The 14,615-nt window shown below is 61.9% G+C and carries 17 protein-coding genes; 3 read left to right on the top strand and 14 right to left on the bottom strand.

The window, feature by feature from the left end; all coding sequences use genetic code 11:
- The first annotated feature begins 614 nt into the window (after window positions 1-614).
- From AC3ITY_RS08395 to AC3ITY_RS08385, 3 genes are all read left to right on the top strand, one after another.
- Window positions 615-839, top strand: coding sequence for a hypothetical protein (locus AC3ITY_RS08395; protein WP_003204606.1), 225 nt, complete (start codon window positions 615-617; stop codon window positions 837-839).
- A 276-nt stretch (window positions 840-1,115) separates the two neighbouring features.
- Window positions 1,116-1,598 (top strand): hypothetical protein, encoded by a 483-nt coding sequence (locus AC3ITY_RS08390; RefSeq protein ID WP_007984504.1) that lies wholly within the window; start codon window positions 1,116-1,118, stop codon window positions 1,596-1,598.
- A gap of 146 nt (window positions 1,599-1,744) precedes the next feature.
- On the top strand, window positions 1,745-3,016 hold the full coding sequence (locus tag AC3ITY_RS08385; RefSeq protein ID WP_489308417.1) for an OmpP1/FadL family transporter: 1,272 nt from the start codon (window positions 1,745-1,747) through the stop codon (window positions 3,014-3,016).
- Between the two features lie 176 nt (window positions 3,017-3,192).
- On the opposite strand, the gene AC3ITY_RS08380 is transcribed toward AC3ITY_RS08385, so the two are convergent.
- The 14 genes from AC3ITY_RS08380 to cobO all read right to left on the bottom strand — a co-directional run bounded on the left by AC3ITY_RS08380 (window position 3,193) and on the right by cobO (window position 14,579).
- Entirely contained in the window at window positions 3,193-3,759 is a 567-nt protein-coding gene (locus AC3ITY_RS08380; protein ID WP_489308416.1) for a glutathione peroxidase, read from the bottom strand.
- Between the two features lie 55 nt (window positions 3,760-3,814).
- Window positions 3,815-3,937, bottom strand: a complete 123-nt coding sequence (locus AC3ITY_RS08375) for a hypothetical protein (RefSeq protein WP_008051054.1) — start codon at window positions 3,935-3,937, stop codon at window positions 3,815-3,817.
- Window positions 3,934-5,142 (bottom strand): MFS transporter, encoded by a 1,209-nt coding sequence (locus tag AC3ITY_RS08370; RefSeq protein ID WP_489308415.1) that lies wholly within the window; start codon window positions 5,140-5,142, stop codon window positions 3,934-3,936. Before AC3ITY_RS08370 ends, AC3ITY_RS08375 begins: the two co-directional genes overlap by 4 nt.
- 52 nt (window positions 5,143-5,194) lie before the next feature.
- Complete coding sequence (locus AC3ITY_RS08365) at window positions 5,195-5,599, bottom strand: MarR family winged helix-turn-helix transcriptional regulator (protein ID WP_489310799.1); 405 nt, start codon at window positions 5,597-5,599, stop codon at window positions 5,195-5,197.
- 117 nt (window positions 5,600-5,716) lie between these two features.
- On the bottom strand, window positions 5,717-6,448 hold the full coding sequence (locus AC3ITY_RS08360; protein WP_489308414.1) for an adenosylcobinamide-GDP ribazoletransferase: 732 nt from the start codon (window positions 6,446-6,448) through the stop codon (window positions 5,717-5,719).
- Between the two features lie 2 nt (window positions 6,449-6,450).
- Window positions 6,451-7,026, bottom strand: coding sequence for an alpha-ribazole phosphatase family protein (gene cobC / locus AC3ITY_RS08355; RefSeq protein WP_489308413.1), 576 nt, complete (start codon window positions 7,024-7,026; stop codon window positions 6,451-6,453).
- Window positions 7,023-8,078, bottom strand: coding sequence for a nicotinate-nucleotide--dimethylbenzimidazole phosphoribosyltransferase (gene cobT / locus AC3ITY_RS08350; protein WP_489308412.1), 1,056 nt, complete (start codon window positions 8,076-8,078; stop codon window positions 7,023-7,025). The genes cobC and cobT overlap by 4 nt, the downstream gene beginning before the upstream one ends.
- Window positions 8,075-8,596: a bifunctional adenosylcobinamide kinase/adenosylcobinamide-phosphate guanylyltransferase gene (gene cobU / locus AC3ITY_RS08345; RefSeq protein ID WP_489308411.1), complete on the bottom strand. Its 522-nt coding sequence runs from the start codon at window positions 8,594-8,596 to the stop codon at window positions 8,075-8,077. The genes cobT and cobU overlap by 4 nt, the downstream gene beginning before the upstream one ends.
- A 34-nt stretch (window positions 8,597-8,630) precedes the next feature.
- Window positions 8,631-10,100: a cobyric acid synthase gene (locus AC3ITY_RS08340; RefSeq protein ID WP_489308410.1), complete on the bottom strand. Its 1,470-nt coding sequence runs from the start codon at window positions 10,098-10,100 to the stop codon at window positions 8,631-8,633.
- Complete coding sequence (gene cobD, locus AC3ITY_RS08335) at window positions 10,097-11,089, bottom strand: threonine-phosphate decarboxylase CobD (RefSeq protein WP_489308409.1); 993 nt, start codon at window positions 11,087-11,089, stop codon at window positions 10,097-10,099. Before cobD ends, AC3ITY_RS08340 begins: the two co-directional genes overlap by 4 nt.
- Window positions 11,082-11,990, bottom strand: coding sequence for an adenosylcobinamide-phosphate synthase CbiB (gene cbiB, locus AC3ITY_RS08330; protein ID WP_223455937.1), 909 nt, complete (start codon window positions 11,988-11,990; stop codon window positions 11,082-11,084). The genes cobD and cbiB overlap by 8 nt, the downstream gene beginning before the upstream one ends.
- Entirely contained in the window at window positions 11,987-12,637 is a 651-nt protein-coding gene (bluB, locus tag AC3ITY_RS08325; protein ID WP_489308408.1) for a 5,6-dimethylbenzimidazole synthase, read from the bottom strand. The genes cbiB and bluB overlap by 4 nt, the downstream gene beginning before the upstream one ends.
- Window positions 12,634-13,971: a cobyrinic acid a,c-diamide synthase CobB gene (locus AC3ITY_RS08320; RefSeq protein WP_489308407.1), complete on the bottom strand. Its 1,338-nt coding sequence runs from the start codon at window positions 13,969-13,971 to the stop codon at window positions 12,634-12,636. Before AC3ITY_RS08320 ends, bluB begins: the two co-directional genes overlap by 4 nt.
- Window positions 13,968-14,579: a cob(I)yrinic acid a,c-diamide adenosyltransferase gene (gene cobO, locus AC3ITY_RS08315; RefSeq protein ID WP_489308406.1), complete on the bottom strand. Its 612-nt coding sequence runs from the start codon at window positions 14,577-14,579 to the stop codon at window positions 13,968-13,970. Before cobO ends, AC3ITY_RS08320 begins: the two co-directional genes overlap by 4 nt.
- Window positions 14,580-14,615 lie beyond the last annotated feature (36 nt).

Below are 14,615 nucleotides of genomic sequence, written 5' to 3'. Positions count from 1 at the left end.
CAAACCCGATGTTTAGACGGCTGCGCTGCTACCAACGTCGATGACCGATGGTCGGGTTTTGTTCTGCTATAGGGCGCATCAATTGGAAGCAGCGCAGCTTCATACGCTTGGCTACAAGGCAAAACAGCCCGATTGAGCACCTGTCGGGAAAATCTTTTTGCTAACACACTTCCCTTATCAAGTTCAATCCGTTAGTATCCGCGGCGTTAGTACCAAGCTGAAAGTCAATTCTGGTCGAACAAATCCCCCGGTCAGCCTTCCCAAAGGAAGCCTCCACCGAACAAGCGGATCGACCACCTCGATGGTTTCCAGGTAAATCTTGCGCCGACACAACCTTTGAATCGAAAGCAAAGGGTGTTGCTCCGCCTGCTTACTCTGCTCGAACCAACCTGCAAATTGATCAGGATCTTCACCCCGGGCCCAGAACCTTTGCCCTCGATGTGTTGCCTGCCCTCCTAAGTACCTACCTGCCGGCCCAAGCGCGCAAATATATAGCGCTTCAACTGGCTGCTTTGTTCCAGTCGGGTTCTTCGTTCGGTCAATGGTGATCGACGTTACTGGAACGTTTTAACGTTGCACGGTTCTTATCCGTGTCATTTGTAGGAACACCATTAATGTCTACTCAAATCCATGCACAGGATGCCATTCGCACCCTAACCAACGCTTTTGCACCAATGAACTGCCTGATCATGGCCGCTCGCAAAGGCTGCTTCAGCTTTACCCTGGTCAATGAGCACGGTATCGCTCGTCACAGCGAACGCCTGTACCCCGATCAATACTCCAGCGCCGAGCCGCTGCAGGCCGTGATCGAGCGTACCCGTCAGGCACTGGTTGCCTGAAACGCCAGAAAGGCTGAAAAACCGAAAGCCCTGCCCGAAAAGCGGGGCTTTTTATTGCCCGATATTTCCCTTTTCTCGAATCACGACTAAGCACGATCCGATATAACGGTTATAACTGGTCGCTGGAAATATTTTAAAAACAGGCCTTTACAGCGCGAATATGACACTACACTTCAACTCAAGCGGCTTGACCCGCTTGCGGCGAGCCTGAGTCGATTCACTGCTGCCAAGCCCCCCCTTCAGGTATCGCCGTCCAACTCAGGTTTCGAGGGTTTTATGGGTATCGCTGCCAGCGAACTGTGCCGCTACGTGATTCGTCCGACCTTGATCTACCTCGGACGCCATAGCGCTACTGCCGAATCCCTGCTGCTGGGTATTGCCGCCAGCCAGTCCGCCCTTGGTTCCGCCCTGCATGACCGCCGTGGGCACGGCCTGTACCGCATCGCCGAGCCCCGCCACCAGGCCCTTTGGGACCATTACCTGGCCCTTGATCCGGAGCGTGCTAGCCTGGTCCGCGGCCTGGCCAGCCAGCATGCGTTTCTCAGTGGCCCGCACCTCGAATTGACCGTCAACCTGCGTTACGCCACAGCCATCGCCTGGCTGCTGGTGGAAGAACAGAATACCCCCCTCCCCGCCCCGGATGACTTGTTGGGTATGGCCAGAATCTGGCGCCAGACATTTCAGCCCCAGGGGCGTCTGCGTGATTTCACCTGCGCCTGGCAAACCTGTGTTTCACCGCTGAATCAGGTAGCCTGCTAACCCCTCTGGATCCAAAGATCGCGCAACACGTCGCGATTTTGGTCGGATTGTCCTACAAAACCGCTCTAAATCAAGCCATACAGCCTATGGCGCTGGGACGAAAATGTTGGTAATTTTCGCCCCGGTGATCACCAGGAGTTCTAATAATGAAAAAAGTAATGCTCAAAACCACCATTAGTCTCGCCGTTGCCATGGCATCCACCCAGATTTTCGCAAGTGGCTTTGCCGTTAACGAACAAAGCATCAGCGGGATGGGTACGGGTTTTGCCGGGCGATCTTCCTCTGCCGATGACGCAAGTACAGTTTTTGGCAACCCTGCCGGCATGTCGCGCATCAAGCGCGAACAAGTCACCGGCGGTGTTGCGATGATCGACGCACACACTGACATCAGCCACGCAAGCTCCAGCCCGAACGGAGGCACCAATAAAGGCGACATGGTCCCGTTGATCGCCGTGCCTATGGGTTACTACGTCAAGCCAATCGATGACCAGTGGGCCTTCGGTGTGGGCGTGTACGCACCATTCGGCCTGGTAACCGACTACGAAAACGGCTTTGCCGGTCGTTACTTCGGCAGCAAGAGCGAAGTTAAAATCGTCACCCTGCAACCGACTGTCAGCTACGCCTTCAACGACAAGGTTTCCATCGGTTTTGGCCCGACCATCAACCGCATTGACGGCACCCTGGAATCGAACCTGTCGATCACCCAGGCCGCGCCGGACGGCAAGGTCAAGATCACCGGTGACGACACCGCGCTGGGCTACAACATCGGCGTGCTGGTTCAAGCCACCGACAGCACTCGCGTCGGCCTGACCTACCACTCGAAAGTGAAGTACAAGCTCGAGGGCAGCACCAAGGTCAACTACAACGTACTGGGCCTGATCGGCCAGAACCCGAATCAGAAATACGACGCGTCGCTGGACCTGACCACGCCTGAATCGGTGGACTTCTCGGTCACTCACCAGCTCGACGACCAGTGGACTCTTTACGCAGGCAGCACCTGGACTCGCTGGAGCCGCCTGAAAGATATCACCGTCGAAAACAGTGGTGTTCCAACCGTCCTGAACGGCCAATTCGGTACCATCACCGAAGAACAGAACTGGCACGACACCTGGGCTCACGCCATTGGCGCGTCCTACCAGCTGAACAAGCAATGGGTACTGCGTACCGGTCTGTCCGTTGACCAGGCACCGACCAACAACGTTAACCGATCCCCACGCATCCCGACGGGCGATCGCAAAGCGTTCAGCGTGGGCGCCGGCTGGAGCCCGACCGACGACCTGACCATCGACCTGGCGTATTCGTACCTGCGCGAAGAGTCGGTCAAGGTCGACAACAGCAACAACCGTGGCCAGAACTACAACGCCAAGTATGAAAACTACGCGAACGGTTTCGGTCTCGGTGCGACCTACCGCTTCTGATGATTTACGGCGAGCCTGAACCATTCGCCCGCTGAATCAAAAAAAGCCCCGCTCTCTTGTACAGAAGCGGGGCTTTGTAGGAGCGAGCCTGCTCGCGATGGACGCGAACGATGACACGTGCTTACTGGATGAACGAGGCGCCTTGAGATTTTCGCGAGCAAGCTCGCTCCTACAGGTCAGGGGGGCGAAACGAGCGATGGCGAAGCCAGGGCTTTTTCCACCGCTGCAATGAACTCGGGATCATCGGGCTTGGTCAGGCTGGAAAAGTTGGCGATCACCTTACCCTTGCGATCGACCACGTATTTGTAGAAATTCCATTTTGGCGCACTGCTCTGTTCGGCCAACACCTTGAACAGATGGGTTGCGTCGGCGCCACGTACCGACTGCGGCTCGGTCATAGTGAAAGTCACGCCATAGTTGACGTAACAAACCTTGGCGGTTTCGGCACCGTCCTTGGACTCCTGCTTGAAGTCATTGGACGGAACACCCAGCACTTCCAGTCCCTGCCCTTTGTAACGCTGATTCAGCGCCTCAAGGCTTTTGAACTGCGGGGCGAAACCGCAGAAGCTCGCAGTATTGACCACCACCAGCGGCTTACCTTCATACCGTTGGCACAGGTCGATGGATTCCTTGGCGCGCAGCTTTTGCAGTGATCCTTGCAAAAGCTCCGGGCACTCGGCCGCGTAGGACAGCCCGGTAAACGTCACCAGCAACGCGGGGACTACAATCCAGCGCATCAGCATGTCGGTGCATCCTTGATAATTCGTCAAAAGTGACGTTACTCGCCCTCGCCGCTCGCTAGCAAGCACCCATGCCCAACTGCATCAGCGCGAGCCCGCCCTGATGCCAGCCCCACCACGACAACGCCAGCAATAAGGCGCAGACGGCGGCTACAGCGATCCGTGGCCAAAGGTTGTTCATGTCGCACTCATTTGTGTTTGCAGGCGCGCCACCGGTCGTTCACGCACCGGCCAATTCAGGGCGGCGGCCAACAGGCTCAAGAGAATCGCGACCTGCCAGATCAAGTCATAGCTGCCGGTACGGTCATACACTACGCCACCCAGCCAGCCACCCAGGAACGAACCGAGCTGGTGAAACAGGAAAACAATCCCGCCGAGCATGGACAGGTTTCGCACACCAAACAAGGTCGCCACCGTGCCGTTGGTCAACGGCACCGTCGACAGCCACAGAAAGCCCATGGCCATGCCGAACAGATAAGCCGTAGTGGTCGTCACCGGCGCCCACAGGAACAACCCAATGACCACCGCCCGCAGCAAGTACAGACCTGTGAGCAAACGCGGCTTGGACATGCGCCCGCCGAGCCATCCAGCGGTATAGGTGCCGAAGATGTTGAACAGGCCGATCAGCGCCAGCACCGTGGTGCCGACCGTCGCCGGAAGGTGTTGATCCACCAGATAGGCCGGCAAGTGCACACCGATGAACACCACCTGGAACCCACACACAAAAAAGCCGAACGCCAGCAGCCAGAATCCGGAGTGGGAGCAGGCTTCGCGCAGTGCTTCGCCCAGGGTCTGTTCGTGACCCAGGACGGGCAGCGGCTTGTCCTTGAGCATACTCACCAGCGGCACGATCAGCGCCACCAGCAAGCCCAACGCCAGCAGCGCCGCAGACCAGCCAAGCCATCCGATCAAACCGAGGGTGCCGGGCAACATCGCGAACTGGCCGAACGAACCGGCCGCACTGGCGATTCCCATGCCCATGCTGCGCTTTTCCGACGGTACTGCGCGGCCGACCACCCCCAGAATCACCGAGAACGACGTACCGGACAGTCCGATGCCGATCAGCAGGCCGGCGCTCAGGGACAGGGTCAGCGCCGAGTCGGAGAGCCCCATGCAGATCAGCCCGGCCGCATACAGGACGCCACCAATCAGCACCACTTTCGCCGCACCAAAGCGGTCGGCCAGGGCGCCGGTGAATGGCTGAGCGAGACCCCAGATCAGGTTTTGCAGGGCGATGGCGAAGGCAAAGACTTCCCGGCCCCAGCCGAACTCGGCGCTCATCGGTGCCAGAAACAGCCCGAAGCCATGGCGAACGCCCAGCGACAACGCAAGGATCAGCGCACTCCCCAACAGAACCCAGCCGCATGTACGCCACATCGATGTCATTGTTGTTCTCCGGTAGCGGGTATATACCCGCTTAAGATCGAAAAAACCGGCATCATGCCAGTTCATCCAGCAGCTTCAGTAAGATTTCGCGCTTCTCGGCCCCCAGGCGATCGATCAAGCGTTGCTGCGCGGCTTCCCAGGCCGGCAAGGCAGCCTTGAGGCGCTCCACCCCGGCCTCGGTCAGCAGGACGATGCGGTTGCGCATGTCCTCGCCCTCGACCAGCGTCACCAGGCCATCACCCTCCAGCACCCGCAAATTACGCCCCAGGGTGCTGCGATCCAGGCCCATGGCCTCGGCCAGGGTCGAGATGCTCGGCTGATCCAGACGCTGCAGATTGCACAGCAAAGAATACTGCGCAACGTTGATCCCGAAGCCGTCGAGAGCGCCGTCGTAGTGCCTGCTGACGCCACGGGCGGCGCGACGCAGGTTGATGCATAAACATTGGGAATCGAGCATGGTGCGTGTATATACCCGCGAGTCGGTTAAATCAAGTGGCATGGGTTTTGTTCAGTGATTGGGCGGTGTCCTGTAGATCGCCATCGCGAGCAGGCCGGAACATTCAACACAACCCGATCAGGCCAGCGCCAAGCCTACCAGTACTGCAACTTCCAGCAACTCCAGCATAGCGCCCGCCGTGTCCCCCGTCGTACCGCCCAGGCGCCGTAGCATCACCTGGCGCAGCCAGACAAACCCCAGCGCCGCCAACACCACCGCCAGCGCACCGCTGACGCCTGCGATCAACACACAGGCCAGTGCGCTGATCGCCAACACCTGCTTGCCCGCCAAACGCGGAAGATGATCGGCCAGCGCCTGACCAAGGCCACCGGCACGCACATAGGGCGTAGTCAGGAACAAGCCGAGCAATGCGCTGCGACCTATCAACGGTACGATGATCAATGCCAGCGAGTGCGGCTGTTCGATCAGCGCCAGCAGCGCGGTGAATTTAAGCAACAACACCAGCACCAGCGTCACCACGGCGATCGGCCCGCTGCGCGGGTCTTTCATGATGGTCAGCGTACGCTCGCGGTCGCCAAAACCACCAAGCCAGGCATCGGCGCTGTCCGCCAGGCCATCCAGATGCAAGCCGCCGCTGAGCAGCACCCAAACGCTCAGCAACAGCGCTGCGTGCAGCAACGTCGGCGTGCCCAGCAGCAGCCAGTTGACTGCCCACAGAATCGCGCCAAAGAGCAGTCCCACCAGCGGATAAAACAGCAGCGACCGCCCCAGTTCCCGGGGCTCAGGCATACCGGGAAGGCGAATCGGCAGGCTGCTGAGAAATTGCAGGGCGATCCAGAATGGCAGCATGGTCAGAGCACTTCCTTCAACAAGCCCTCAGGCCCCACCGTCAGCGAAAACAACGCGCCATGCCCGACTTCAACGTTGAGCAGTTGCTCCCTTGGCAGCCCGCGGGCTTGTGCCAGCAACAGACGCATCACACCGCCATGGCTGATCAGCAAAACGCGCTCACCGGCACAGGTCGCGTGCAAACGCCCCAGCGCTGCCAGCACCCTCGCCGAAAAGTCTGCTACCGGCTCACCCTGAGGCGGCGTGAACGAATAAGGATCGGCCCAGAACAAGCCCAGGGCCTGCGCGTCGGTTTCCATCAACGCCGCCGCGCTCTGCCCTTCCCAGGCGCCGAAATGCAACTCTTGCAGGTCTTTGTCCAGTTGCACTGGCATACCCAATTGCGCACCGAGCTCCTCGGCAAAGCGTGCACAACGCTGCAAGGGTGAACTGACCAGCCGATCCCACGGCCCCTGCCCGACCACCGCGGCGCGCATCTGCTCCCAGCCCGTGTCGGTCAACGCGTCATCGATACTGCCGCGCAAGCCGCCGCCGAGTTCGGTTTCACCGTGACGCAACAGATCCAGGTGCAAGGTCATGCCGGACGATCTGCCACGGCGGCTTCGGCGAAGGTCGCCATCTGCCCGTGCAGGTCGCAAGCCAGGCGCAGCAACGGCACTGCCAATGCCGCGCCACTGCCTTCGCCAAGCCGCAGGCCAAGATCGAGCAACGGCTGCGCTTTCAGGGTTTCCAGTACATGACGATGCCCCGGCTCGGCGCCACGATGGCCGAACAACAACCACTGACGGCACTCAGGATTCAAACGCACCGCAACCAGCGCCGCGACGCTGCAAATGAAGCCGTCCACCAGCACCGCGACACCCTCCTGGGCACACGCGAGATACGCACCGACCAGCGCGGCGATCTCAAAACCGCCGAGGTTGAACAGGGTCTGCAAGGCATCGTCACGCTGCGCGCCATGCAATGCCAGGGCGCGCTCGATCACTTGGGCTTTGTGGCTGACACCTTCGGCATTGAGCCCGGTACCAGGCCCGGTCAAATGCACCACCGGGCAATCGAGCAGCGCGCACGCCAGGGCGCTGGCGGCGGTGGTGTTACCGATGCCCATTTCGCCACCGATAAACAACTGCGCACCGCTGGCAATTGCCCGCTGCACGCTGTCACGGCCGGCCTGCAAGGCGAGTTGCCCCTGGGCCGCGGTCATGGCCGGTCCCTGTACAAAATTTACCGTGCCCGGGCCGACGTTCAGGTGGCGTACACCCGGCAGGTTCAGCGACGGCGTTACCGTGCCAAGGTCAACCACCTCAAGGGAAGCGCCCAGTTGCCGCGCCAATACGCTGATCGCGGCACCACCGCTGACGAAGTTGAGCAGCATCTGCCCGGTCACTTCCTGGGGAAACGCCGACACGCCCTCGGCGACGACGCCATGGTCGCCGGCAAAAATCGCGATCCACACCTGCTCCAGGCTCGGCTTGACCCGCCCCTGCAAACCCGCCAGTTGCACCGCCAGCGCTTCCAGTTGGCCGAGGGAGCCGGCCGGCTTGGTCAGTTGCTGTTGCCGCGCCTGGGCCTGTTCGACCGCTTGGGTATCGACCGGCTTGCACGGGTTCAGCCACCAGGATTGAGTCATAACGCAGTTCCTTTCAGAGTCAGGGGCAGGCCGGCGACGGTCAGGACGACACGCTGACAACGCTCAGCCAGAGCTTGATGTAGCCAACCGGCTTCATCGACATAGCGGCGAGTCAATTCGCCCAGCGGCACGACACCCATTCCGGTCTCGTTGCTGACAAAAATGATTTCACCCGGCAGCGACGCCAGGCAGTCCAGCAAGGCATCACGCTCGGCTTGCAAGCGCTCGGTATCGTCGAGCATCAGCAGATTGGTCAGCCACAGGGTGAGGCAATCCACCAGCAGGCAGCGCTCGGCACGGGCGGATTCACGCAGCACCCGGGCCAGCTCCAGCGGTTCTTCGATCAGTGCCCATTCGGCAGGACGACGAGCGCGGTGATGGGCCACCCGCTCGCTCATTTCTCCGTCCAGTGGCTGGCTGGTGGCGATGTAGGTCACGGCCAGGGCGCTGTCGATGGCAAGTTTTTCAGCCAGGCGACTCTTGCCGGAGCGGGCGCCGCCGAGGATCAGTTGGAGCATGGTTACATCCTTTCAAATGGGCGGTGTGGCCACTTCAGTCTTCGCGAGCAAGTCGGATTCCACAGAGTTCCCGCAACAGCCCGGTATCCAGATGCTTCTCCACCAGATCCGCCAGCCGCTCGATATCTCGCTCGCGCAAGGCGTGGTAATCCACGTCCTGCACCTCCTGCAAACCCGCCCAGCGCAGCAGCGCACTGCACGCCGCCGGCGATTCGAACAGCCCGTGCAGGTAGGTGCCGAAAATCTGCCCGTCAGCACTTTGCGCACCATCACAGCGGCCGTCATCCAGTTTCACGGCGGCGTTTTCCAGCGCCGGCCCGGTGGTCACGCCGGCATGAATTTCATAACCCGCAACAGGCGCATCTTCCAGCGCCAACCGACCACGCACATTGCGCAACTGCTTCTCTTGTTCGAGTTGAGTCTGGAAGGCCAATAGCCCCAAACCGGTGCTGGAACCCGGTGCACCTTCGAGACCCAGCGGATCATGTACGTGCTCACCGAGCATCTGCAGGCCGCCACAGATCCCCAGCAGTTTCCCGCCGTAACGCAGATGCCGGGCGATGGCAGCCTCCCAGCCGCTGGCTCGCAGGTACGCGAGGTCGCTGCGCACACTTTTCGAGCCAGGAAGAATGATCAGGTCGGCGGGCGGAATCGCCTGGCCTGGGCCGATGAATTGCAGGTCCACTTGCGGATGCAGGCGCAGCGGATCGAAATCGGTGTGATTACTGATGCGCGGCAGCACCGGTACCACCACCTTCAGCACCTGCTCGGCTTTATCGGCCTGGCGTTGATCGATGCCGTCCTCGGCCTCCAGGTGCAGGTCCATCACGTACGGCAGCACGCCGATCACCGGTTTGCCGGTGCGCTCTTCGAGCCAGTCGAGACCGGGTTGCAGCAACGCGATGTCGCCCCGGAAACGATTGATGACGAAGCCTTTGACCCGTGCCTGTTCGCTCGGCGACAGCAGTTCGAGGGTGCCGACCAGATGGGCGAAAACCCCGCCGCGATTGATATCGGCGATCAGCAGCACCGGGCAATCCACCGCTTCGGCGAAGCCCATGTTGGCGATGTCGCCGGCCCGCAGATTGATTTCCGCCGGCGAGCCTGCGCCCTCGACCATCACCAGCGGATACGCCGCGCTCAAGCGCTCGTGGGAGGCCAGCACCGCTTGCATGGCGATGGTTTTGTAGTCGTGATAGGCGACGGCGTTCATGGTCGTGACGGCGCGGCCATGGATGATCACCTGGGCACCGGTGTCACTGTTGGGCTTGAGCAACACCGGGTTCATGTCGGTGTGCGGTTCAAGGTTCGCGGCCTGGGCCTGTACCGCCTGGGCGCGGCCGATCTCGCCACCGTCGGCCGTCACCGCACTGTTGAGAGCCATGTTCTGCGGCTTGAACGGCACCACCCTGACGCCCTGGCGCGTGACCCAACGGCACAGCGCGGTCACCAGCGTGCTTTTACCGGCATCCGATGTGGTGCCCTGCACCATCAGCGTGGTCATTGGTTTTCCTTGGCGAAATCTTCGAACGCCTGCGCCAGTCGTACCCAGGCGATTTCGTCACCGGGCAAGCCGAATCGCAGGCTGCTGTTGTTCGTGAACAACCGCAGGAGAATGCCGCGCCGGGCCATGAACTCATGCAGTGCTTCGGCGCGCTCGGTGATCAGCCACTGGAACAGCGCACAACCGCCCTGGGGCTCGAAGCGGTGTTGCTCCAGCAACGACGCCAGGCGCTCGCTGGCTTCTTCGGCGCGCACCCGTTGCGCCGTTTGCGCCTCGGTATCGCGCAGGCAGGCCTGGCCCACTACCCGGGTTGCCCCGCTCACGGCCCAGGGCCCCACTTGTTCAGCCAGCAACTTGAGCAACTTGCGCTCGGCCAGCACAAAACCCAGGCGCACACCGGCCAGGCCAAAAAACTTGCCGAAGGAGCGCAAGACGATCAGCCCGACTTGATGGGCAAACGGCGCCAGGCTCAGATGCGGCGTGTTATCCATGAACGCTTCGTCCACCACCAGCCAGCCACCGCGCTGGGCCAGTCGCGCGTGCCAGTCGAGCAGGCGACTGGGCGTGAGGCTCAAGCCCGTGGGGTTATTCGGATTGACCACCACCAGCACGTCGAAACTGTCGATAAAGAAATCGACTTCCTGCTCCAGCACTTCACGCACGATGTAGCCGTTGCGACGCCACGCCTCGGCGTGCTCGGCGTAACACGGCGACAACACGCCAACCTTGCCCGCCCGACGCAATCGCGGCAGCAGTTGAATCGCCATTTGCGAACCAGCCACCGGCAATGCCTGCAGGGCGCCGTAGTAATCACAGGCGGCCTGCTCCAGATCGTCGTCCGTCTCCGGCAAACGAGCCCAGGCCCGCAGCGGAATATCCGGCACCGGGAACGGCCAGGGCGCAAGCCCCGTGGACAGGTCCAGCCAGTCGGCTTCATCTATGCCGTATTCGAGCGCCGCCTTGCGCAGTCGCCCACCGTGTTCAAGCATAAAATTCGGCCCCCAGGCAGAGAATCAGCAGCCATAACCATACCCCGCGCTGGACCAATTGCCAGCCCCGGTCAATGGAGTCGGCATCCGCCGGCACGCCTTCGCCCAACTGCGGACGCTGATGCAGTTCGCCGTGATAAATCGCCGCCCCACCCAATTCGACACCAAGGGCACCCGCCCCTGCCGCCATCACCGGGCCGGCGTTCGGGCTGTCCCAGGTCGGGCCCTGGTTGCGCCAGCACTTCAACGCCAGGCGGGTTTTGCCCAGCAGCGCGTAAGTCAGTGCCACCAGGCGCGCAGGAATGTAATTGAGCACATCGTCGACCTTCGCCGCCGCCCAGCCGAACCGTTCGAAGCGCTCATTGCGATAACCCCACATCGCATCCAGCGTATTGCTCAGGCGGTAGAGCACCACGCCCGGCGCGCCCGCCACGGCAAACCAGAACAACGCCGCGAATACCGCATCGCTGCCGTTCTCCAGCACCGACTCGGTAGCGGCGCGGGCGACTTCGGTTTCATCCAGTTCGCTGGTCTGGCGACTGACCAGATAGCTCACCCGCGTGCGCGCCGCCTCCAGGTCATTACTGCGCAGGGCCTTGGCCACAGGCGTGACGTGCTCACCGAGGCTGCGCATGCCAAGGGCGCAATAGAGCGCGAGAATCTCGACGATCCAGCCGACATAAGGCGCCCAGGAGAATGCCGTGACCAACAGCGTCAGCGGCAACACGGCGATCACCCACGCGGTGACGCCATGGCTGCGCCAGCCGCGACCGCCACCGTTGAAACGTTGCTCGATGCGCTCGGCAAAACGGCCGAACGCCACCAGCGGATGCCAGCGTTTGGGTTCGCCCAGCAGCGCGTCCAGCGCAACCGCGGCGACACTCAACAACGCCACACTCATTGACTCACTCCCCAATAATTTTCATACAGCAATTCATGTAGCGGACGCGCCTGCGCCCAGCCTTCGAGCACCAGCATCGGCGCCGGATAGAACTCCCTCACCGGCCCCAGGCACAGCACCGCCAGCGGCTTGGCACCCGGCGGCAACCTCAACAAATCGGCCAGGGCTTGCGGTTCGAACAGCGACACCCAGCCCATGCCCAGCCCTTCGGCGCGGGACGCCAGCCACAGGTTCTGGATCGCGCAGGACAACGAAGCCATGTCCATTTCCGGTAAGGTGCGGCGGCCGAAGATATGCTGCTCGCGGTCGTCCATCAGCGCGGCGACCAGTACCTCGGCACAATCGTTGATGCCTTCCACCTTGAGCTTCATGAACTCATCGCTGCGCTCGCCAAGGGCTTCGGCAGTGCGGATGCGTTCTTCTTCCACCAGGGCCTGGATTTGCCCGCGCAAGGCGCGATCGCTGATGCGGATGAAGCGCCAGGGCTGCATCAGGCCGACACTGGGGGCCTGGTGTGCGGCCTCGAGCAGGCGCCGCAGCAATTCGGGCTCGACGGTGCCGCCGCTGAAGTGGCGCATGTCACGGCGCTCGGCGATGGCACGATAGACCGCTGCGCGTTCGGCTTCGGAATATGCGTTATCCGTCATGGCCGCTTCGCGAGCAGGCTCGCTCCTACAAGGTTTTGGTCCGGCGCAAACAGTGCGGCAATCGCCGAAGGGTTCGACGGAAAATAAAAGTGCACATAAGAGGCGGTCATCCGCCCTTCACGGTAGACCGCCTCCGCTCCGCGCCCGCCGTTAGGGCTCAATCCACGGGCAATCGGCGCCAGTTCAGTGGTGGTCAACGAATGGTGGTAGGTGTGCCCGCGTAGAGAACCTTCCGGCAATTGCACCGCCTGCAACGCCAGCGCTGCCAGACGCTTTTGCATCACCGCATCACCGACCAGCAAGCCAACCAGTTCGGCGCGAGTGCCCTCGACATCGGTCAGGGAATCGAGCAGATACAGCATGCCGCCACACTCGGCGAGCAATGGCTTGCCGGCGGCGTGGTGCGCACGGATCGCTTCGAGCATCGCGGTGTTTTTCGCCAGCGCAACATGGTGCAGTTCCGGGTAACCGCCCGGCAGATACAGGCTGTCCGCCTCCGGCAACTCACGGTCGCGGATCGGCGAGAAGAACGACAACTCGGCGCCCATCGCCCGCAGCAGATCCAGGCTTGCGCCGTAGGTGAACGCAAAGGCTTCATCCCGGGCAACGGCAATGCGTACACCGGCCAGCAGCGGTTCGACTGCGATGACATCAGGGGCGGCGAACTCGACCGCCGGTGGCAGCGCGACCTCGCAACTGCTGGCCAGGGCATCGGCGGCCGCATCGAGGCGCAGGTCGAGATCGTTCAACTCACTGGCCTGAACCAGCCCCAGGTGCCGGCTCGGCAATTCGATCCCGGTTTCCCGGGACAGCGCGCCGTACCAGCGCAAACCTTCAGTCAGGCTGCCTTCGAGCAGTTGCGCGTGGCGCAGCGTGCCGACACGATTGGCCAGCACGCCGGCGAACGGCAGGTCCGGCTGATAACGCGCCAGCCCCAGGGCCAGTGCGCCGAAGGTCTGGGCCATGGCGGTGCCATCGATCACCCCCAGCACCGGCACACCGAAATGCCGCGCCAGATCGGCGCTCGACGGCGTACCGTCGAACAGCCCCATGACACCTTCGATCAGGATCAGGTCGGCTTCAGCGGCGGCTTCCCACAGCAGCCGGCGACTCTCCTGCTCGCCGACCATCCACATGTCCAGCTGATACACCGGCGCACCACTGGCGCGTTCGAGAATCATCGGATCGAGAAAGTCGGGGCCGCACTTGAACACACGGACCTTGCGCCCCTGATTGCGATGCAATCGGGCCAGCGCCGCGGTGACGGTGGTCTTGCCCTGGCCAGAAGCCGGCGCGGCAATCAGTACCGCCGGACAGTGCCGAGGCTGACTCACAATTCGACGCCTTTCTGCGCTTTGATCCCGGCCTGAAAGGCGTGTTTGATCACGCCCATTTCGGTGACGGTGTCGGCCATCTCGATCATTTCCGGCTTGGCGGCACGACCGGTGACCACCACGTGTTGCATCGGCGGGCGGGCCTGCAAGTCGCTGAGCACCTGATCGAGTTCGAGGTAGCCGTGCTTGAGGGCGATGTTCAGTTCATCCAGCACCACCAGACCGATGGACGGATCGCGCAGCAGCTGCTGCGACACCGCCCAGGCGGCTTCGGCGGCGGCGATGTCGCGCTGGCGGTCCTGGGTTTCCCAGGTAAACCCTTCGCCCATCACATGAAAACGCACCTGCTCGGGAAAGCGCCGGAAGAACAGCTCTTCGCCCGTGCTGTTGCGGCCCTTGATGAACTGCACCACGCCGCATTGCATGCCGTGCCCCATGGCGCGGGCGAGCATGCCGAAGGCCGAACTGCTCTTGCCCTTGCCGTTGCCGGTCAGCACCAGCAGCAGGCCACACTCGTTCGGGGAATTGGCGATGCGCTCGTCGATCACGGCTTTTTTGCGCTGCATGCGCGCCAGGTGGCGTTCGTCACGATCGGGGGTATCAGTCATGGGGGAGCTCTCCGTTGAGGCAGGAATAACGGCGGG

The organism is Pseudomonas sp. GL_091, from assembly GCF_057837725.1.
The sequence above is the reverse complement of the archived record's forward strand: the minus strand, read 5'-3'. Positions and strand labels throughout refer to the sequence as shown.